The organism is Mycobacterium sp. DHQP2018-32-09 (genome assembly GCF_058148405.1).
Map to the genome: position 1 here is coordinate 85,852 of NZ_JBYVYK010000012.1, position 19,602 is coordinate 105,453.

Genomic DNA, 19,602 nt, shown 5'->3' on the forward strand with positions numbered 1-19,602 from the left:
ATGTATTCCGTGTGGCTCTCCGACGACCAGCTCCGGGTGTGGCAAGACCACCTCGCCATGACGGCCCGCCTGCAGGCGGCCATGAACCGCCAACTGCAGCGTGACTGCGGCCTCTCGCTCGCCGACTACGACGTCCTGGTGGCCCTGTCCGACCTGCGGGCATGCCGAATGTCGGACCTGGGTGAGCGGCTGGGGTGGGAGCAGAGCCGGCTCTCCCACCAACTCAGCCGGATGCGCACCCGGGGTCTGGTGAGCCGAGCGGGCGCGGCCGACGACCGCCGCGCCGCCACCGTCGACCTCACGGCGCAGGGCCGTGACGCGCTGAAGGCCGCCGCGCCCGGGCACGCCGAGTTGGTGCGCAGCGTGGTGTTCGACGGCCTGTCGGCCGCCGACCTGGACGTCGTCGGCCGCTGGACGGCCCGCGTGCTGCAGCGGCTGGGCTACCAGTCCGATTCGTCGTAGGTGATCACGCCGCGGATGTTCTTGCCGTCGAGCATGTCCTGGTAACCGTCATTGATGTCTTCGAGCCGGTAGGTGCGCGTCACCATGTCGTCGACGTTGAGGACGCCCGACTTGTACAGCCCCACCAGGCGCGGCGTCTCCACGTGCGAGCTACCGCCGCCGAAGATGTTGCCCTTCAACGTCTTCTGCAACATCGTGAACAGGAACAGGTTGAGCTTGACGTCGGCGTCGACCATCGAGCCCATGCCCGTCACCACGCACGTTCCGGTCTTGGCGGTGAGGATCATCGCCTCTTCGACGTACTCGCCGCGCATCTCGCCCACCGCGATGATCGTCTTGTCGGCCATCAGGCCGTACGTGAGCTCCATCATCGGCATGATGGCCTCGGCCATCGACGGGTAGACGTGCGTGGCGCCGAACTTGATGGCCTGATCGCGCTTCCACTCGTTGGGGTCGATCGCGATGACGTGCCGGGCGCCCGAGATCACCGCGCCCTGCAGCGCGCTCATCCCGATGCCGCCCACGCCGATGACGGCCACCGTTTCCCCGGGCTGGACGTCGGCGACGTTGGTGGCCGACCCGAAGCCGGTGGGCACCGCGCAGCCCATGATGGCGGCGGTCTCGAACGGCACGTCCGGATCGATCTTGACCACCGAGTCCTGGTGCACCGTCATGTAGGGCGCGAACGTGCCGAGCAGATTCATCGGCGACACGTCGTGCGAACCCGCCCGCACCCGCGACGTCCCGTCGGCGATCGCCTTGCCGCCCAACAGCAGCGCGCCGCGATCACACAGCGAGCGGAAGCCCTTCAGGCACGGCGGGCACGAGCCACAGGCGGGGATGAACGCCAGGATGACGTGGTCGCCCTCCTCGACGGCCGTGACGCCCGGGCCCACCTTCGTCACCACGCCGGCACCCTCGTGCCCGCCGAGGGCGGGCAGCCCGATCGGCGTCGCACCGGTGGTGAGGTGGTAGTCGGAGTGGCACATGCCCGCGGCGTGCATGCGGATCTGCACCTCGCCGGCAACGGGGTCGCCGAGATCGATCTCGTCGACCCGGAACGGAGAGTTGAGTTCCCACAGCAGGGCGCCCTTGGTCTTCATGGGACGCGATCATGGAACACGTTCTAATATCGCCGTCGACGACGCCGTTGAACAGGGCGTTGGCCGGTCACGACGCGTCGTGGATCAGGCACCCCGCGATGGACCGTGAGTCAGAGGTGCACCGGCAGGCCGAACTTCGCGAACAGGCCGTCGGCGTGAAACGCCACCACGTGGGCGATACCGTCGGCGCGCACGTCCAGCACGTGCAGCTGGAACTCCTCGTGCCGACCCGTCTCGCGGTTGAGCATGTACAGCGCCGCCGCCGGCTGACCGTTGGCGGTGAGCATGGTGAAGCGCATGTCGCCGGCGCCCTCGGCCGGGCAATGCGTCTTGGACAGCGTGACGATGTCGGCCGGACCCGAATACCAGCCGTCGAACGGCGGCATCTCGAACACCGCGTCGGCGGTGAACAGCGTGACCAGCTGCTCCATGTCGTAGTTCTCGAAGGCCGCCACGTACTTGGCCAAGAGGTCCCTGGCCTCCGGCGAATCCGGCGCGGCGGCACCGTCGTCCGGCGAGGGTGCGACGGTGTCGAGCTGCGCGCGCGCACGTTGCAGCAGGCTGTTCACCGCCGCCGTCGACGACCCGATGGCCTCGGCCACCTCCGACGCCTTCCACTGCAAGACCTCGCGCAGCACCAGCACGGCCCGTTGCCGCGCCGACAGGTGCTGCAGCGCGGCCACGAACGCCAGGCGCACCGACTCCCGCGACTCGGCGATCACCGACGGATCCGAGGGATCGTCGTGCGGGGCGTCCGGCAGCGGCTCCAGCCAGGTGATCTCCGGGTGCTGGGCGATGTCGCCCGTCGGGTCGGACGCCGGCGCGCCCAGCCCGCTGGGCAGCGGGCGCCGCTTGCGTCCGTCGAGCGCGGTCAGCGAGGCGTTGGTGGCGATGCGGTAGAGCCACGTGCGCACCGACGACTGGCCCTGGAACCCCTCGTAGGACTTCCACGCCCGCAGGTAGGTCTCCTGCACCAGGTCCTCGGCGTCGTGCAGCGAGCCGGTCATCCGGTAACAGTGCGCGAGTAGTTCCCGCCGGTACCGCTGAGCGTCGGCGAGGAATGCGTCCCTGGAGTCGAAGGCGAGCACGCTCACGGGGCCGAGCCTACTGTCCGGCACCGACGAGCACGGGCGGTCGACGACGGCGCCGGTGTGTCAGGACCGATAACCTCCCATGGTGGCCGAAACCCCCTCCGCAACCCGCACCGAACGCAGCTTCGCCGGCGTCGGCGGCGTCCGCATCGTCTACGACGTCTGGACCCCGCAGGTCGCGCCCCGCGGCGTCGTCGTGCTGTGCCACGGCTACGCCGAGCACGCCCGCCGCTACGACCACGTCGCCCGTCGCTTCGGCGCCGCAGGGCTGCTCACCTACGCGCTGGACCAGCGCGGACACGGCCGCTCCGGGGGCAAGCGCGTGTACCTGCGCGAGATGGCCGAATACGTGGCCGACTTCCACGCCCTGGCGGGCATCGCCGCACGTGAGCATCCGACGCTGCCCCGCGTCGTGCTGGGCCACAGCATGGGCGGTGGCGTCGTGTTCAGCTACGGCGCCGAGTACGTCGGCGACTACGACCTGATGGTGCTGTCGGGGCCCGCGGTGGACGCCCAGGACGGCGTGTCACCGGTGATGATCACCGCGGCCAACCTCCTCGGCGGCCTGCTGCCGGGGTTGCCGGTCGAGAAGCTGGACGCCGACGCCGTGTCCCGCGACCCCGCCGTGGTCGCGGCCTACCGTGCCGACCCGATGGTGCACCTGGGCCGCCTACCCGCAGGCATCGCCAAGGCGCTCATCGGTGTGGGCCAGACCATGCCGCAGCGCGCCGCCGCGCTCACCGCACCGCTGCTGGTGGTGCACGGCGAGGACGACCGCCTGGTCGGCGTCGCGGGCAGCAGGAAGCTGATGGCGCACGTCGGCTCCACCGACGCGACGTTGCAGGCGTACCCGCACCTGTTCCACGAGGTGTTCAACGAACCCGAGCGCGACGAGGTGCTCGACGACGTGGTGCGGTGGATCGAGGCGCGCCTGTGACGGCGCTGATGCGCTGGTTCGCGGTGCTGCTGGCGGCCCTGTGCGTGAGCGGTTGCGCCTCCGGCGGTCCGGCGGCCCCGTCGACCGGGTCGGCGACACCGGTGGCCGACCCGTCGGGCTGGGTCGACGAGGACGTCACGTTCACCACCGACGGGCTGACCCTCTACGGCACCTACCGACACCGCGACGGCGCGGCACCCGGTCCCGCGGCGCTGCTGATCTCCGAGAGCGGCAACACCGACCGCAACGGCGACAACGCCGTCGCGGGCCCGGTGGGCAACATGCGTCAGCTCGCGCAGTACCTGTCCGAGAAGGGCGTCGCGACGCTGCGCTACGACAAGGTGGGCACCGGCAAGACCGGCCTCGGGCCGTACGCCACCAAGCCGCAGGACGTCGGCAGCGCCGTGTACACCGCGGGCGCGAAGGCGGCCGCGCGGTTCCTGGCCGGGCAGACGCGCACCGACAAGGCGCGCATCTCGATCTACGCGCTGGGGGAGGGCACGGTGCACGCCATGGCGCTGGCGACCGACACCGCACCCGATGCGCTGCAGGTGCACTCGCTGGGGCTGTTCCAGCCGCTGTCGGCGCGCTATCTCGACATCATCACCGGACGCGTCCGGGCCGACGTCGACGCCGCCGTGGCGTCGGGGGCCAAGACGCGCCAGCAGGCCGACGACGTGCTGGCCGCGTGGAACGCCGCCGTCGTCGAAGCGCGCACGCAGGGCACCGCACCCAAGCAGCTGCCGGAAGGGCTCGGCGCCGTCCTGAACCCCGGCAACGTGAAGGCCGTCGTGGAGGCCGACCAGATCGATCCGCAGGCGTTGGCGGCGAAGCTCCCCGCGGGCATGCCGGTATTGGCGACGTGCTCGGACTCCGACGCGCAGGCCAACTGCGCGTCCGAGAAGCCGCTGTTCGACGCGCTGGCGCACACCCAGTTGACGGCCGTCCAGCTCAAGGGCGTCAACCACGTGCTGCGCGACGACCCGACCGACAGCGTCGCCAACTACGCCAAGCAGGACCCGCTGTCACCGCAGCTCGTCACCGCGCTCGACGGTTTCGTCGGTAGGTAGGTGCATGGTCGACCCATGAGCGACGACAAGATGCTGGCCCGCATCGCAGCGCTGCTGCGGCAGGCCGAGAACACCGAGAACGCCCACGAGGCCGAGGCATTCATGGCGGCCGCGCAACGGCTGGCCACCACCACGTCGATCGACCTGGCCGTGGCGCGGGCGCATTCGGCGACGCGCACCGCGGCCCAAGCGCCCGTGCAGCGCACCGTCACCATCGGCGAGGCGGGCACCAAGGGGCTGCGCACCTACGTGCAGCTGTTCGTGGTGATCGCCGCCGCCAACGACGTGAAGTGCGACGTGGCGTCGAACTCGACGTTCGTCTACGCGTACGGCTTCGCCGAGGACGTCGACGCCACCCACGCGCTGTACGCCAGCCTGGTGCTGCAGATGGTGAAGGCCTCGGAGGCCTACATCGCCAGCGGCCAGCACCGGCCCACGCCCACCATCACCGCGCGGCTCAACTTCCAGCTGGCCTTCGGGGCGCGGGTGGGTCAGCGCCTGGCCGCGGCCCGCGAGGAGGCCCAACGCGAGGCCGCCGCGGTGCGCGAGGACCGCCCGGGCACCGCGATTGCGCTGCGCAACAAGGATCTCGAGCTGAAGTCGTTCTACCGCGAGGCGTCGAAGGCGCGGGGCACTTGGCGGGCCACCACCGCCTCGGCGGGTTACTCGTCGGCCGCACGGCGTGCCGGTGACCGCGCGGGTGCGCGGGCGCGGCTGGGGCCCACCACCGAGCTGTCCGGGTCGCGCGGTGCGCTGGACCGCTGACGGCGCACCGTGACGCGCGACGCGCAGCGCTCCCGGGTGTACGCCGCAGAGGAGTTCGTCCGCACGCTGTTCGACCGCGCCGCCGCCCGCGGCCACGCGGTGGACTTCTTCGGGACGCAGCTGACGCTGCCGCCCGAGGCGCGCTTCGGGTCGGTGGCGTCGGTCCAGGAGTACCTCGATCGAGTGCTGGCGCTGCCCGCGGTCCGCGAGCGCTGGCCCGGCACGCCCGCCCTGCGGGTGCGGAGCCGCCGCGGCGTGCGGGCCGCCCACTACGAGTGCAGCGACGACGCCGCCGTGATCGCGGTGCCCGAGACCGGAACCGGTTGGGCCATGCGCGAACTCGTCGTGCTGCACGAGGTGGCCCATCACCTGAGCCCGGTGGCACCCGCCCACGGGCCGGCGTTCGTGACGACGTTCTGCGAGCTGGCGGACGTCGTCATGGGGCCGGAGGTCGCGCACGTGCTGCGCGTGGTCTACGACAAAGAAGGAGTCTCGACGACATGACCACCCCGGATCCCGCTGCCCTCGACGACCTGTTCGGACGTCTGCTGCACACCGAAGACGCCGCGCTGACCGCTGCCCGCGAGGCGGCCGACGCGGCGGCGATGCCGCCCATCGAGGTGTCGGCTCAGCACGCCAAGCTGCTGACGCTGCTGACCACCATCGCCGGGGCGAGCAGCGTGCTGGAGATCGGGACGCTGGCCGGCTACAGCACCATCGCACTGGCGCGCGGTGTCGGGCCGACGGGACGCGTGGTCACGCTGGAGTACGCCCAGGCCCACGCCGACGTGGCCCGCGCGAACCTCGACCGGGCCGGGGTGGGCGACCGCGTCGAGATCCTGGTGGGGGCAGCGCTCGACGGTCTGCCGGCACTCGCCGAGCGGGGCGAGACGTTCGACTTCTTCTTCGTCGACGCCGACAAGGAGAATAACGTCGCCTACGTGGAGTGGGCCGTCCGGTTGGCGCGGCCGGGCGCGGTGATCGTCGTCGACAACATCGCCCGGATGGGCCGTGTCCTGGATCCCGCCCCCGACGACCGGCAGGCCCGCGCCGTGCGGGACGTGTTCGCGATGATTGGTGAACACCCGCAGCTGGAGGCCGCCGCCATCCAGACCGTCGGCGCCAAGGGGTGGGACGGTTTCGCGGTGGCCCGCGTCAGCCCGCGGTAGGCAGCGTCTCGCGGGCGGGGGCCAGCCCGCCAACGGCATCGGTGAGCGTCTCGGTGGCGGCCGCCTCCGTCATGCCGAGGTGGGTCGACGCCTGGCTGAGCGTCATGCCGCGGTAGTAGGTGAGTTCGACGCACTTGCGCTGCAGGGCGGGAAGCGCGTCCAGTTCGGGCGCGGACTCCGGGAGCCCGACCACGTCGGTGGGCGCGGCGCCGCTGCGCGAGTGCGCGACGGCCTGCTGGTGGGCCAGCGTGATGAGCCAGGCCCCCGGGGACATCTCGTCGGGGTCGTAGTCTGCGGCCTTCTCCCACACCTCGAGGTAGATGTCCTCCATGACGCGCTCGCGCTGGTCCGGGTCGGGCACCAGGTTGCCGATGACCCCGAACACCCGCGCGGACGTGCGGTCGTAGAAACGCAGCAGATCGTCGGAGCTGCCGCGGGAGATGCCGTCGATGAGCGACGCGAGCGCAGCAGTCACTGAGCCTCCTCGTTGAGCCTTCTTGTCAAGCGTGCGTTCAATACCCCGCGCGACCCGTCCGCAAACCTGGTCGGAGGGGAGTTTGGTGCGCTGACCGGCAGGGCACCGATAGCCCATGGCCTTCACGGTGAACCGAGTGATCGGTGCGACGCCCGAGCGCGCGTGGGACGTGCTCACCGATCTGCGGGAGTGGCCGCGGTGGGGGCCCACGGTGTCGCGGGCCGAGATGGACGGCGAGGTGTTGACGCTCGGCTCCCGGGGGAGGGTGTGGACGCCGGTGGGGGTGCCGCTGCCGTTCGAGATCACCGAGTTCGTGCCCGGCCGATCCTGGGGGTGGACGGTGGCCGGGGTGCCGGCGACGCGGCACGGGGTGGACCCGGTGCCCGGCGGAGCCCGGATCTGGATGAGCGCGCCCTGGTGGGCGCCGGGGTATCTCCCGGTCTTGGCCTGGGCGCTGCGCCGTATCGAGGGGCTGGCGGCGGCCGGTTAGACCTCGTGCGGTTGCTGCCGAATTCATCCAAACACTTGTACAACCACTTGACTGTCATCGGCTTCCGGCCTTGACTGCAGAGGTCGGCGTCGACTCCTGCCACCGTCCGGAAGGAGCAGCCCATGCCCACCGTCAAGAGGATCGGATCGACCGTGGCCGTCTGCGCGGTGGCGGCCGCCGCCGTGATCGTCGCGGTCGCCGGCGGCCCCGGCCCGGCAGCCCTGGCCAAGGGCTCGGGAGCCTCGGCGACCACGACGTCCTACGTGCAACCGGTCGTGCCGGGGATGACGCTCGAGACCACCACCGTCGACGAGCCCGTGACGAGCCTGCCCACGGCCGCGCCCATGGAGCAGACCTCGGATGCGTCGCCGACCCTCAAGGCCACCCCGGCACCCGGCTGCGTCAACAACGGGCAGTGCCCGTAGTGCGGTCTAGCTGCAGACCGCGCCGACGGCCGCCGAGCCCACCAACTTGACGTACTTGGCCAGCACGCCGGTCTCGTACACCGGGGGCAGCGGGGTGAAACCGGCCTTGCGCGACTCGAATTCGGCCTCGTCGACCAGGATGTCCAGCGTGCCGTTGGCCACGTCGAGGCGGATCCGGTCGCCGTCGCGGACGAACGCGATGGGTCCACCGTCGACGGCCTCGGGCGCGATGTGCCCCACGCACAGGCCCGTGGTGCCACCGGAGAACCGGCCGTCGGTCATCAGCAGCACGTCCTTGCCCAGGCCGGCGCCCTTGATCGCACCCGTGATCGCCAGCATCTCCCGCATTCCGGGACCGCCCTTGGGGCCCTCGTAGCGGATCACCACGACGTCGCCGTGGGTGATGGTGCCGTCCTCGAGGGCGTCCAGCGCTGCCCGCTCGCGTTCGAAGACCCGTGCGGTGCCCTCGAACACGTCCGAGTCGAAGCCCGCCGACTTCACCACGGCACCCTCCGGGGCCAACGATCCGTGCAGGATCGTGATGCCGCCGGTGGGGTGGATCGGGTTGTTCATGGCACGCAACACCTTGCCGTCGGGGTCCGGCGGCTCGATGTGGGCCAGGTTCTCGGCCATGGTCTGGCCCGTGACCGTGAGGCAATCCCCGTGCAGCAGGCCGGCGTCCAGCAGCGCCTTCATCACCACGGGCACGCCGCCGATCTCGTCGACGTGCTTCATCACGTGGCGGCCGAACGGCTTCACGTCGGCGAGGTGGGGCACCTTGCTGCCGATGCGGGTGAAGTCCGCCAGCGTCAGCTCGACCCGGGCCTCCCAGGCGATGGCGAGCAGGTGCAGCACCGCGTTGGTCGAGCCGCCGAACGCCATGACGACGGCGATGGCGTTCTCGAACGCCTCCTTGGTGAGGATGTCGCGCGCGGTGATGCCGCGGCGCAGCATCTCGACGACCGCAGCGCCGGAGCGGCGGGCGTACTCGTCGCGGCGGGAGTCGATGGCGACCGGAGAAGCGCTGCCCGGCAACGACATTCCGAGCGCCTCGGCGGCCGAGGCCATGGTGTTGGCGGTGTACATGCCGCCGCAGGCGCCCTCGCCCGGACAGATCGCGCGCTCGATGATGTCGACGTCCTCGCGCGACATCAACCCGCGCGCGCACGCGCCGACGGCCTCGAAGGCGTCGATGATCGTGACTTCCTTCTCGGTGCCGTCGGTCAGCTTGGCGACCCCGGGCATGATGGACCCGTTGTAGAGGAAGACGTTGGCCAGGTTCAGGCGCGCGGCCGCCATCAGCATGCCGGGGATCGACTTGTCACAGCCGGCCAGCAGCACCGAACCGTCGAGTCGCTCGGCCTGCATCACGGTCTCGACGCTGTCGGCGATGACCTCGCGCGACACCAGCGAGAAGTGCATGCCCTCGTGGCCCATCGAGATGCCGTCGGACACCGAGATGGTGCCGAACTCCAGGGGGTACCCGCCGGCGTCGTGCACACCGGCCTTGACCGCCTGGGCCAGCCGCTGCAGCGACATGTTGCACGGCGTGATCTCGTTCCAGGACGAACCCACGCCGATCTGCGGCTTGGCCCAGTCGTCGTCGCCCATGCCGACGGCGCGCAGCATGCCGCGGGCGGCGGTCTTCTCCAGGCCGTCGGTGACGTCGCGGCTGCGGGGCTTGATGTCGGGTGCGCCGGACGCTGAGGGAGTCTCTGAGGGCATGGGCACGATTATGCGCCCGACCTGGGAGCCGCCCGCAATCGGCTCCATACCCCTTGGGGGTATCGGGTACGGTGGTGGTCATGACATCGACCACGACGCGCGCCGCGGCCCTCGTCGCCGCGTGCGCAGCAGCCCTGTTCCTGTCCGCGTGCACCAAGCAGGCCGAGAGTGACGGCCACGCCGATCACCAGCCCGATTCGTCGCAGACCTCGACCGCCGAGGCGGCCGCCCCAGCTGATCACAATGCGGCCGACGTGTCGTTCGCGACCATGATGATCCCCCATCACGAGCAGGCCGTGCAGCTCGCGGACATGGTGCCCAGCCGCTCGTCGGACCCCGCCGTCGTCGAACTCGCGGCGGCCATCGCCAAGGCGCAGCAGCCCGAGATCGAGACCATGAAGGGCTTCCTGACGCAGTGGACCGGCGCCGCGCCGACCGGAGGGGCGCCGACCGGCGGCCACGAGGGACACGACATGTCCGACATGCAGGGCATGGTGGATCAGGCGACGATGGACCGGCTGGGCACGCTGAAGGGAAGGGACTTCGACACGCTGTGGTTGCAGTCGATGATCTCCCACCACGAGGGCGCCATCGCGATGGCGCAGACGGAGCTGAACACGGGCGTCAACGCCGACGCCAAGCGCCTCGCCGAGGACATCGTCACGGCCCAGCAGGCGGAGATCACGCAGATGAAGCAGATGCTGGGAGGGTAGCGATGGGTGACACCCCGGAGCAGGACGGCGCGCACGGTTACTCCAGCAACAAGGAGAACTACGCCAAGCGGCTGCGTCGCATCGAGGGGCAGGTCCGCGGCATCGCCAAGATGATCGACGAGGACAAGTACTGCATCGACGTGCTCACCCAGATCAGTGCCGTCAACAGTGCACTGCAGTCGGTGGCGCTCGGTTTGCTCGACGAGCACCTGGGGCACTGCGTCAGCCACGCCGTCGCCGAGGGGGGCGACGAGGCCGAACGCAAGCTCGCCGAGGCCTCGGCGGCCATCGCTCGCCTGGTCCGATCCTGAGGGTTCACTCATCGGACATTTCGCGGTCTGACCTGGCACGACAGCCGTCAAGCCGGCGTCGGGGCGGGTTCGCGGAGCGGGTGACGGCGGCGTGCTGTGCCACACTGAGTGCAGTTTTTTGGTTATGGAGGTGGCGTGATGCCGCAACGGAATGTGTTGAAGCGAATCGGGACCGCGGTGTTCGCGGCGGGCCTGGTCTCCTCGGCGGTGCTGGTGGCACCGACCGCGCTGGCCGAACCGGCACCCGACCCGGCCGTGATCGACGCGCCACCGGCACCGGCCCCGCCGCCGTTCCAGATGCCCAGGATGCCGTGGGACCCGGCCCCGCCGGAGCCGGCCCCGCTCACCGATCCGCGGATCCCCGTGGACCCGGCGACCGGCGCGGTCAACAACTACGGCGCGCCCGCCGCGGTCCCCGACGGCACGCCCGCCGGGCAGAACCCCCTGCCGTACACCGGACCGCCGGTGTTCGCCCCGCCGACGTTCAACCCGAGCAACGGCTCCATGGTCGGTGTCGCCAAGCCCATCTACATCAACTTCGCCCGGCCCATCGCCGACCGGGCGATGGCCGAGCAGGCCATCCACATCTCGTCCAATCCGCCCGTGCCCGGCCGCTTCTACTGGACCAGCGATACGCAGGTGCGGTGGCGACCGCAGGACTTCTGGCCCGCCAACACCGTGGTGAGCATCGACGCGGGCGGCACGAAGTCGACGTTCCGCACCGGTGACTACCTGGTGGCCACGGTCGACGACGCCACCAAGACCATGGAGGTGCGGCGCAACGGCCAGCTGGAGAAGACCTTCCCCATGTCGATGGGCCGCGACGACGGCAAGCACGAGACCAAGAACGGCACCTACTACGTGCTGGAGAAGTTCGCCGACATGATCATGGACTCGTCCACCTACGGCGTGCCCGTCGACTCCGCCGAGGGCTACAAGCTGAAGGTCCAGGACGCCGTCCGCATCGACAACAGCGGCATCTTCGTGCACAGCGCGCCGTGGTCGGTGGGCGACCAGGGAAAGCGCAACGCCAGCCACGGTTGCATCAACCTCAGTCCTGCGAACGCGCAGTGGTTCTACGACAACTTCGGCAGCGGCGACCCCGTCGTCGTGAAGAACAGCAAGGGTGGGCTCTACAACCAGCCCGACGGCGCGTCGGACTGGCAGATGTTCTGACCCCCGCGCATCCCCGACGAGTGCCCCGGCGCCACGGCGCCGGGGCACTCGTCGTTCATGCCTTCGGTACGAAGTTCGCCAAGAGGTGAAACTGGCGCGCTTTGTGCACGTTATGCTGGGTCCATGATGGTGGCGTGACATGGCTGTGAACGACGTGAAGCCGCGACGCGGCAGGCCCGCGGGGCGGCAGTCCAGCCAGACGCGGGCCAACATCGTGCGGGCGGCCCGCGAGGAGTTCGGCATCCGCGGCCGGTGGGGCACCACCATGAAACACGTCTCCGACCACGCCGGCCTGTCCGCCAAGGCCATCTACTACTACTTCGCCTCGGTCGACGACATCTACGACGAATTGCTCCGCGACACCGTGCGCCTGCTCGACGAGTGCTTCCAGCACGTGGCCGCCCAGCCCACGCTACGCAGCCAGCTGCGCTGCTACGTCGGCGAGATGCGGCGCATCGAACTCGCCGATCGCGCCGAGATGGCGTTTCTGGTGCGCGGCTACCTCGACGGGGCGCGCGGCCGCAGCCAGGGGCGCGACGACGACCCGTTGACCACCGGCGCCGCCCGTCTGTTCGGTGAGCTGGTGCGCGCCGCGGTGGCGCGCGGGGAACTGCCGCCCGACACCGACGTGCACGCCACGGCGGCCCTGCTGGGCTCGCTCGTGTGGGGCATCGGCCTGCACGCGGGCGTCGTCGATGCGGTCGCGACGCTGTCGGACCGCATCGACGACGTCATCGTCCACGGGCTGCCGCTGACCGGCTGAGCGCTAGTTCCAGATGCGTACGCGCGCAGCCGGTTCTAGGTACAGCGCGTCCTTCTCGGTGACGTCGAACGCCTCGTAGAACGCGTCGATGTTGCGGATCACCCCGTTGCAGCGGAACTCCGGCGGCGAATGCGGATCGATCGCAAGCCGGCGGATGGCCTCGGCATCGCGGGACTTCGTCCGCCACACCTGCGCCCAGCCGTAGAACACCCGCTGTACCCCGGTCATGCCGTCGATCTCGGGTGCGGGCTTGCCGTCCAGGGACAGCTCGTAGGCCAGCAGCGCGATCGACAGCCCGCCCAGGTCGCCGATGTTCTCGCCGACCGTGAACGCGCCCTGCACGTGCGGGGCGTCGGCCTGATCGCTCAGCTGCCGGGGCACCAGCACCTCGTACTGGTCGATGAGCGCCTTGGTGCGCTTGCCGAACTCCGCCCGGTCGGCGTCGGTCCACCAGTCCACCAGGTTGCCGTCGCCGTCGTACTTGGCGCCCTGGTCGTCGAAGCCGTGCCCGATCTCGTGCCCGATCACCGCGCCGATGCCGCCGTAGTTCGCGGCGTCGTCGGCCTCGGCGTCGAAGAACGGCGGCTGCAGGATGGCCGCCGGGAACACGATCTCGTTCATCCCCGGGTTGTAGTACGCGTTCACGGTCTGCGGCGTCATGAACCACTCGTCGCGGTCCACCGGGCCGCCGAGCTTCGCCAGCTCCCGGTCGGTCTCGACGGCATGCCCGCGTAGGTAGTTGCCGTACAGGTCGGTGCGGTCGATCACCAGCGCCGAGTAGTCGCGCCACTTCGCCGGGTAGCCGATCTTGGGCGTGAACTTGTCGAGCTTGTCCAGCGCCCGCTGGCGGGTCTCGGGCGTCATCCACTCCAGCTCGGTGATGCTCACCCGGTAGGCCTCCCGCAGGTTGGCCACCAGCTCGTCCATGCGTTCCTTGGCCGCGGGCGGGAAGTAGCGGGCGACGTACAGCTTGCCGACCGCATCCCCCATCAGCCCCTCGACCAGGCCGACGCCGCGCTTCCAGCGGTCCCGGATCTGCTCGGTGCCCGACAACCGGCGGCCATAGAACTCGAAGTTCTCGGCGACGATCTCGTCGGGAAGGATGGCCGTCCGCGCGTTGACGACGCGCCACCGCAGCCAGTTCTTCCAATCCTCGAGGTCACGCTCGGCCCACAGCGCGGCGAACGCGGTGAGCGCGTCGGGTTGGCGAACCACCAACTCGGTGATTTCTTCGCGCGTGCTGCCCAGCGCCGCCGCCCAGCCGGCCCAGTCGAAACCGGGCGCCTCCTGCGGCAGGTCGGTGAAGCGACGCAGGTTGTACGTCAGGTCCGCGTCGCGGCGCTTGACGACGTCCCAGTGCGCCGCGGCGATCGCGGTCTCCAGCGCGACGATGCGCTGGGCCGTGGCCTCCCACTCGCCGGGCTGCGGTTCCTCACCGAACACCAGCGCGAACATCCGCGCCACGTGCTGGGGGTACGCGGCCAGGATCTCGGCGTGCTGGGGGTCGCGATAGTACGACTCGTCGGGCAGTCCCAACCCGGACTGCGTGACGTGCAGCAGGTAGCGCGTGGAGTTCTTGGAGTCGGTGTCGACGTAGACACCCGTCCCGCCGCCCACGCCCACCCGCTGCAGGCTGCCCAGCACGGCCGCCAGCTGCGTGCGGTCGGCCGCCGCATCCACGGCGGCCAGCTCGTCGAGCAAAGGCCGGACACCGCGCTCGGCGATGGTGGCCTCGTCCATGAAGCTCGCGAACAGGTCCCCGACGCGCTGCTCGTCGGTGCCGGCCGGGGCCCCCGTCGCGGCGGATTCCTGGATCAGGTCGCGCACCTGCTCCTCGGCGCGGTCGGCGAGCAGCCGGAACGCACCGTCGGTGGCGCGGTCCGCGGGCATCTCGTAGTCGGCCAGCCAGCGTCCGTTGACGTGACCGAACAGATCGTCTTGGGGTCGTGCGGCGGCGTCCACGTAGGACAGATCGATACCGGAGCGAATGGCTTCACGTGTCACTCCGCCATCCTGCCATCGGAGCGGGCGGGCGCGCCGCCGCCGAGCGGAGGGTGCGCGACGAGCGCCGGGTACCCTCACGCCCATGCCCGACGCGTCCCCCGACGAGCCCACCGAGCGCGACGGAGGCCGGCTCAGCGGTTACGGAATCGCCTCGGCGGTCCTCGGCGTGGTCTGCGTGGCGGCCGTGGTCCTCGGCGTGCTCCTCTGGTCGGGTCACCGCGACGACGAGGCCGAACGCGCCTACCAGACCGAGGTGCTGCAGACCGCCGCGGACTGGACCACGACGTTGATCAACATGAACGCCGACACCATCGACGACAACCTGCGCACGCTGCACGACGGCACCGTCGGCCAGCTCAACGCGGACTTCGAGACCACCGTCGAACCGTTCCGCGCCGTCGTCGCGAAACTGCGGTCCAAGACCACCGGCCAGGTCGAGTCGGTGGCGATCGAGACGCTGCACCACGCGCCCCCGGGGCCCGACGGGGCGCCGCCACCGCAGGATCAGCCCGAGCTCTCGACGGTGGCCTCCCGCACGGACACCGTGCTGGTGGTCGCGACGTCGGTGACCCAGAACACGGGCAACGAGAAGCCGCAGACCGTCCGCTGGAACCTGCGCCTCGGGGTGTCCGACGTCGACGGCAAGCTGCTGGTCTCCCGGTTGGAGACGCTGCGATGAGCAACGTGGTGCGCGTGGTGCTGTTCGACGTCGCGGCCCCGGTCGCGGCCGTCGCCGGCCTGGTGTTCGTCGGCGTCGCCTCCGGGTGGCCGCTGTGGTGGGTGTCGGTCTGTTCGGTGCTGTGCCTGCTGATCGTGCAGGCCATGGTGGTCGACTACGTGCTGTACCGACGCGACGGCGTGACCATCGGCACCGACGACGACGGCCCACGACTGCGCCTGGTGGTCGTCGGTCTGGCCACCGCGGCCCTGGTGGCCGCCGTGACGGTGGGGTACTTCCAGCTGACGGTGCCCGACCGCAGCCTGCGCACCGACGCCTCGGAGGTCGTCGGCATCGCGAGCAGCGTCGCGGAGGCGTCGGCCACCTTCACCCCGAGCGATCCGAACGCCTCGATCGACCGTGCGGCCGCGCTCATGACGCCCGAGCGCGCCGACGTCTACCGCAACCAATTCGCGGCCGTGGCACGGGAATTGACGAGCAAGAACATCTCCGGACAGGCGCAGACCATCTCGGCGGGCGTCGAGGCCATCGGGCCGCAGCTGGCCAGCGTCGCCGTCGTCGTGCGGGGCACCCAGAACGCGCCGAACAAGCCCGCCGACGTGGCGGTGTACGCGCTGCGCGTCGCGCTGACCAAGACCGCCGAGACCGCAGACCAGTGGCGCGTGGTGGACGTGACGCCCATCAACGCCAGGTAGGACGCGCCCTCACAGCGAGTTGCGCTCGCCGTGGATCTTCGCGAAGCGGTCCGACAGACGGCGCATGCGGATCATCAGCGATGCGGCGGGGCAGTCCTCGGCGGCCAGGTAGGCCTCGAAGGTGGCCACGGGGACGCCGACGCGGGACGCGAATTCCTGCTGGCCGAGCCCGGACCGGTCCAGCATCAGCTTGATGTGACGCGCCACCTCCGCGCACTCGTTGGCCTCCAGGCCGGCACGGCTACGGGCCAGCACCTCGGCCAGGGCCTTCGACACGCCGTAGGGCGGCGCCGATGCCAGCACTTCCTCGACCTGGCGGGCGGTGCGGCCGTACGGGTCGCGCTTGATGGCCACCGTGATGCGCTGCCACACCGTCAGGTCGTCGGTCTCCAGCGCGGCGCGGATGGACGACGTCGGCCAGAACTCGACCGGCCGCTCGTCGACGACGGGGCGCGGCTGCTGCGGGGCGGCGTTTCCGCTGTGCGTGTCCCGCGTCTCTGCGGACAACGTCACCTCGCCTCCTCCAGCATGGCCACTGCCACGGACAGGCAGCGCTTCCTCACCCGCTCCCAGTCCTGCGTCTCCTCGTCCAGGTCGGACGGGTGCGGATCGGCCAGCCGCCGGACCAACTGCGTGGCCACCCACTGACGCCGGGAGCGTTGACCAGAGTAGTACCGGTCCATCCGGGCCAGCACCTCCGCCGCGGTGTGAGTCTCCATGCAGTCGGCGAGGTCGGCGAACGCGGTGAAGTCCTTCGCGGTGTTGCGGCACATCAACAGATAGCTCGTCAGGCGCAACGTCTCGGCCCCGGTGGGAATCTGCAGCCGGTCGCCGGTGGGCAGCAGGACGTTGGTGGTCTCCATGGGCCGGCGGCGCTCGACGACGGGGTCGGCGAGGTCGGCCGCGGTCTGCAGGGCGTCGAGAGCCACGGCGAGCCGGCCGCGCCACATCGTCACGGGGTGCACGGTGGTGGGCTGGGCGCGCTTGACCGACGTGCCGACGGCCCCGATGCGCGACACCAGGCGGACGCCGCCGCGCGTGCTGAGCCGAACGGTGTCAGCCACCGGGTTGGCGCCCGGCGACGACGCGGGAATCACGGTGGGCGTGGCCCGCGTGGCGGAGCCGACGAGGACGGGGTCCCGGCCGCGACCGATGTCGGCCGCCGGGCCGCACCCGCTGAACGCCAACGGATCGGCCACCGTGATGGTCTGCGGTGCAAGGTTCTTCAGTTTCGCCGCCGACTTCACCACGGTGCGGATGTCGGATCCGGACGGGCCCAGCTCCGAGATGTCCTCGGGGATGATGACGAGGTCGCCGACGTCGACCTTGGGGAGCGGCTTCTCGAAGTCGACCGACGGCAGCACGCGGTCCAGCCAGCGGGGCAGCCACCAGTTCCACTCGGCGAACATCGCCATGAGCGCGGGGACGAGCACCAGCCGGACCACGGTGGCGTCCACGGCGATGGCGACGGCGCACGCCACGCCCAGCTGGGCGACCAGCGGCATGCCCGCGAACGCGAACCCGACGAACACGGCGATCATGATCAGTGCCGCGCTGGTGATGGTGCGCGCGCTGGTGCTCACGCCGTACGCGACGGCGTCGCGGGTGTTCTGAGTGCGCACGAACCGTTCCCGGATGCGCGTCAGCAGGAAGATCTCGTAGTCCATCGACAGGCCGAACGTCATGGCCAGCACAAGAGGCGGGATGGTGCTGTCGAGGGAGTCGAGCTTGTCGAAGCCCAGCGGTTCCAGCCAGCCCCATTCGAAGACCGCCACCAGGCTGCCGTAGGCGGCCGCCACCGACAGCACCGTCATGAGCACGCCCTTGAGGGCCAGGAACACCGATCGGATCGAGATCAGCAGCATCACGAACGCGATGAGCGCCACGAACACGAACACCAGGGGCTGCGTACCGGACACCCGGTCGTCGAAGTCCTTGATCAGGGCCGTGGGTCCGCCGACGGCCACCTGGGCGCGATCGCCCGCCGCGGCGGGCAGGTTGTCGCGCAGCCAGTCCACGGTGTCGCGGGCGCCGGACTCCTCCGGGTCGATCGACAGCACGACGGACAGCAGCGCGCTGCGGTTGTCGTCGCCGAAGACCGGCGGCGTCACGCTGGCGATGTCGGGGCCCTGCGCGATCTTCTGCTGCACCGCGGACAGCGTGGCCGCGTTGTCGGGCTGGTTGGCGGTGTTGTCGTCGAACGTGACCAGCACGCGCACGGGGCCCATGGCGCCGGGTCCGAGGGCCTCGGCCGCGGCGTTCACGCCGCCGCGGATCTCGTGCGTGGGCTCGAACTGCTTGAGCAGGCTGTTGCCCAGCGTCATGCCGACCGCCGGGGCGGCCAGCACCAGCAGGAGCACCGCCGCGATCGACGCCGACATCCACGGCCTGCGCATCACCCCGGTGACCCAGCGGGTCCAGAACCGTGACTGCGTGGTGTCACCGCGCCGCGACAGGTGCAGGTAGGTCGACCGTTTGGCGGCCGATCTGCCGAACAGTCGCAGCACGGCGGGCGTCAGCGTCGTGGAGGTGAGCACCGCGACCGCGACGGCGAGGATGGCGCCGGTGGCCATGGACGTCAGCACCGGCGTGTCGATGAGGTAGATGCCGGTCATGGACGCGATGACGGTCAGACCCGACAGCAGGACGGCGAGCCCCGAGGTACCCATGGCGGCGTCGACGGCCTGCTCGAAGTCCCGGCCGGAGCGCAGTTCCTCGCGGAAGCGCATGAGGATGAACAGCGAGTAGTCCACGGCCAGCGCGATCCCGAACATCGACACCGTGGAGGTGACGAACACCGACATCTGCGTGACCATCGACAGCAGGAAGACCAGGCCCATGGTGACGACGACGGTGCACACGCCGAGCAGCAGCGGCAGCGCCGCCGCGGCCAGGGACCCGAACACCGCGAGCAGCACGATCAGGACGATCGGGATGTTCCACTGTTCGGCCTGGGCGATGTCGTGCTTGGTGGCTTCGCTGGCTGCCGCGCTGAGCGCGCCCTGGCCGATGACGTAGAGCCGGACCTTGCCGTCGGCGGTCTGGCCGGGTCGTTCGCCGTCGATGCCGACGTCCTTGCGCAGTTGCTTGGCGATGTCGGTGCTGGCGCTGTCGAAGCTGGTCTGCAGCGAGACGACGTACGGCCGGTCGGGTCGGGGCGGCGGCTGCTGCGGGTTGGGCACGATCTTGACGCCGGGTTGCTGCGCGGCGATGCGCTCGAGTTCGGCCACGGCGGCGGTCATGTCGTCGTAGGACGCGTCGGCGCGGGGTGCGGCCACCAGCGCCAGGGGGGAGGCGCCCAGATCGGGGTAGTGGTCTTCGACCTGGTATTCGACGGCTTGGGACTGGGAACCCGCGACCTCGAAACCGCCGCCGATGAGGTTGCTCGACTGGCTGATCGCCAGATACACCGAGGGCACCAGGAGCAACAGCCACACCGCGAAGACCGCCCAGCGGAATCTGCGCAAGTTCGCGCTCAAGCGCATCATGAACTGCTGGATGACGAACCTCGGCTTCTCGTGTCCCCGTCGCAGGCGTTTCGTTGTCGAG

The 19,602-nt window shown here is 70.4% G+C and carries 21 protein-coding genes; 14 read left to right on the forward strand and 7 right to left on the reverse strand.

The features are described from left to right. Entirely contained in the window at nt 1–462 is a 462-nt protein-coding gene (locus AC30CM_RS08390) for a MarR family winged helix-turn-helix transcriptional regulator (protein ID WP_490116387.1), read from the forward strand. Here the strand turns inward: AC30CM_RS08390 and AC30CM_RS08395 are convergent. Further along, the gene (locus AC30CM_RS08395) at nt 441–1,565 is read right to left on the reverse strand and encodes an NDMA-dependent alcohol dehydrogenase (RefSeq protein WP_490116388.1); all 1,125 of its coding nucleotides are present in this window, start codon (nt 1,563–1,565) and stop codon (nt 441–443) included. The two genes, AC30CM_RS08390 and AC30CM_RS08395, sit on opposite strands and share 22 nt — an antisense overlap. 110 nt (nt 1,566–1,675) lie before the next feature. After that, nucleotides 1,676–2,659 carry a sigma-70 family RNA polymerase sigma factor gene (locus AC30CM_RS08400; protein WP_490116389.1) on the reverse strand — a complete coding sequence of 328 codons (984 nt, stop codon included), beginning with the start codon at nt 2,657–2,659 and terminating at the stop codon, nt 1,676–1,678. Between the two features lie 82 nt (nt 2,660–2,741). On the opposite strand from AC30CM_RS08400, the gene AC30CM_RS08405 reads away from it, so the two are divergent. From AC30CM_RS08405 to AC30CM_RS08425, 5 genes are read left to right on the forward strand one after another with little or no spacing between them, the layout of a single operon-like run. Beyond that, nucleotides 2,742–3,593, forward strand: a complete 852-nt coding sequence (locus AC30CM_RS08405) for an alpha/beta hydrolase (RefSeq protein ID WP_490116390.1) — start codon at nt 2,742–2,744, stop codon at nt 3,591–3,593. 8 nt (nt 3,594–3,601) lie between these two features. Further along, nucleotides 3,602–4,663, forward strand: a complete 1,062-nt coding sequence (locus tag AC30CM_RS08410; RefSeq protein ID WP_490116418.1) for a hypothetical protein — start codon at nt 3,602–3,604, stop codon at nt 4,661–4,663. 15 nt (nt 4,664–4,678) lie between these two features. Next, nucleotides 4,679–5,428 carry a DUF2786 domain-containing protein gene (locus AC30CM_RS08415; protein WP_490116391.1) on the forward strand — a complete coding sequence of 250 codons (750 nt, stop codon included), beginning with the start codon at nt 4,679–4,681 and terminating at the stop codon, nt 5,426–5,428. Nucleotides 5,429–5,437: 9 nt separating this feature from the next. Further along, on the forward strand, nt 5,438–5,932 hold the full coding sequence (locus AC30CM_RS08420) for a TIGR04338 family metallohydrolase (protein ID WP_490116392.1): 495 nt from the start codon (nt 5,438–5,440) through the stop codon (nt 5,930–5,932). Continuing rightward, nucleotides 5,929–6,597, forward strand: coding sequence for an O-methyltransferase (locus AC30CM_RS08425; RefSeq protein ID WP_490116393.1), 669 nt, complete (start codon nt 5,929–5,931; stop codon nt 6,595–6,597). Before AC30CM_RS08420 ends, AC30CM_RS08425 begins: the two co-directional genes overlap by 4 nt. Here the strand turns inward: AC30CM_RS08425 and AC30CM_RS08430 are convergent. After that, entirely contained in the window at nt 6,584–7,072 is a 489-nt protein-coding gene (locus AC30CM_RS08430; protein ID WP_490116394.1) for a sigma factor, read from the reverse strand. The two genes, AC30CM_RS08425 and AC30CM_RS08430, sit on opposite strands and share 14 nt — an antisense overlap. A gap of 115 nt (nt 7,073–7,187) precedes the next feature. Between AC30CM_RS08430 and AC30CM_RS08435 the strand changes: the two genes are divergently transcribed. After that, a complete protein-coding gene (locus tag AC30CM_RS08435) occupies nt 7,188–7,562 on the forward strand; it encodes an SRPBCC family protein (protein WP_490116395.1) in 375 nt (124 codons plus the stop codon). A 122-nt stretch (nt 7,563–7,684) separates the two neighbouring features. Beyond that, nucleotides 7,685–7,987 carry a hypothetical protein gene (locus AC30CM_RS08440; RefSeq protein WP_490116396.1) on the forward strand — a complete coding sequence of 101 codons (303 nt, stop codon included), beginning with the start codon at nt 7,685–7,687 and terminating at the stop codon, nt 7,985–7,987. A 6-nt stretch (nt 7,988–7,993) separates the two neighbouring features. On the opposite strand, the gene ilvD is transcribed toward AC30CM_RS08440, so the two are convergent. Further along, entirely contained in the window at nt 7,994–9,712 is a 1,719-nt protein-coding gene (ilvD, locus tag AC30CM_RS08445) for a dihydroxy-acid dehydratase (protein WP_490116397.1), read from the reverse strand. A gap of 80 nt (nt 9,713–9,792) precedes the next feature. Here ilvD and AC30CM_RS08450 point away from each other — a divergent pair, with 80 nt between their 5' ends. The 4 genes from AC30CM_RS08450 (at nt 9,793) to AC30CM_RS08465 (ending at nt 12,675) form a co-directional block, all read left to right on the forward strand. Beyond that, entirely contained in the window at nt 9,793–10,425 is a 633-nt protein-coding gene (locus tag AC30CM_RS08450) for a DUF305 domain-containing protein (RefSeq protein WP_490116398.1), read from the forward strand. A 2-nt stretch (nt 10,426–10,427) separates the two neighbouring features. Continuing rightward, nucleotides 10,428–10,736: a copper-sensing transcriptional repressor RicR gene (gene ricR, locus AC30CM_RS08455; protein ID WP_490116399.1), complete on the forward strand. Its 309-nt coding sequence runs from the start codon at nt 10,428–10,430 to the stop codon at nt 10,734–10,736. Between the two features lie 138 nt (nt 10,737–10,874). Next, on the forward strand, nt 10,875–11,912 hold the full coding sequence (locus AC30CM_RS08460) for a L,D-transpeptidase (protein ID WP_490116400.1): 1,038 nt from the start codon (nt 10,875–10,877) through the stop codon (nt 11,910–11,912). 139 nt (nt 11,913–12,051) lie between these two features. Next, a complete protein-coding gene (locus AC30CM_RS08465) occupies nt 12,052–12,675 on the forward strand; it encodes a TetR/AcrR family transcriptional regulator (RefSeq protein WP_490116401.1) in 624 nt (207 codons plus the stop codon). A gap of 3 nt (nt 12,676–12,678) precedes the next feature. Here AC30CM_RS08465 and AC30CM_RS08470 read toward each other — a convergent pair whose 3' ends face one another. Beyond that, nucleotides 12,679–14,679, reverse strand: a complete 2,001-nt coding sequence (locus tag AC30CM_RS08470; RefSeq protein ID WP_490116402.1) for a M13 family metallopeptidase — start codon at nt 14,677–14,679, stop codon at nt 12,679–12,681. An 82-nt stretch (nt 14,680–14,761) separates the two neighbouring features. Between AC30CM_RS08470 and AC30CM_RS08475 the strand changes: the two genes are divergently transcribed. Together AC30CM_RS08475 and AC30CM_RS08480 are read left to right on the forward strand one after the other, a co-directional pair. Further along, nucleotides 14,762–15,358 (forward strand): Rv1363c family protein, encoded by a 597-nt coding sequence (locus AC30CM_RS08475; RefSeq protein ID WP_490116403.1) that lies wholly within the window; start codon nt 14,762–14,764, stop codon nt 15,356–15,358. Next, entirely contained in the window at nt 15,355–16,053 is a 699-nt protein-coding gene (locus tag AC30CM_RS08480) for a hypothetical protein (RefSeq protein WP_490116404.1), read from the forward strand. The genes AC30CM_RS08475 and AC30CM_RS08480 overlap by 4 nt, the downstream gene beginning before the upstream one ends. A gap of 9 nt (nt 16,054–16,062) precedes the next feature. Here the strand turns inward: AC30CM_RS08480 and AC30CM_RS08485 are convergent, their stop codons facing one another. Both AC30CM_RS08485 and AC30CM_RS08490 read right to left on the reverse strand, forming a co-directional pair. Next, nucleotides 16,063–16,566: an XRE family transcriptional regulator gene (locus AC30CM_RS08485; RefSeq protein ID WP_490116405.1), complete on the reverse strand. Its 504-nt coding sequence runs from the start codon at nt 16,564–16,566 to the stop codon at nt 16,063–16,065. After that, a complete protein-coding gene (locus AC30CM_RS08490) occupies nt 16,563–19,541 on the reverse strand; it encodes an MMPL family transporter (protein ID WP_490116406.1) in 2,979 nt (992 codons plus the stop codon). Before AC30CM_RS08490 ends, AC30CM_RS08485 begins: the two co-directional genes overlap by 4 nt. Nucleotides 19,542–19,602 lie beyond the last annotated feature (61 nt).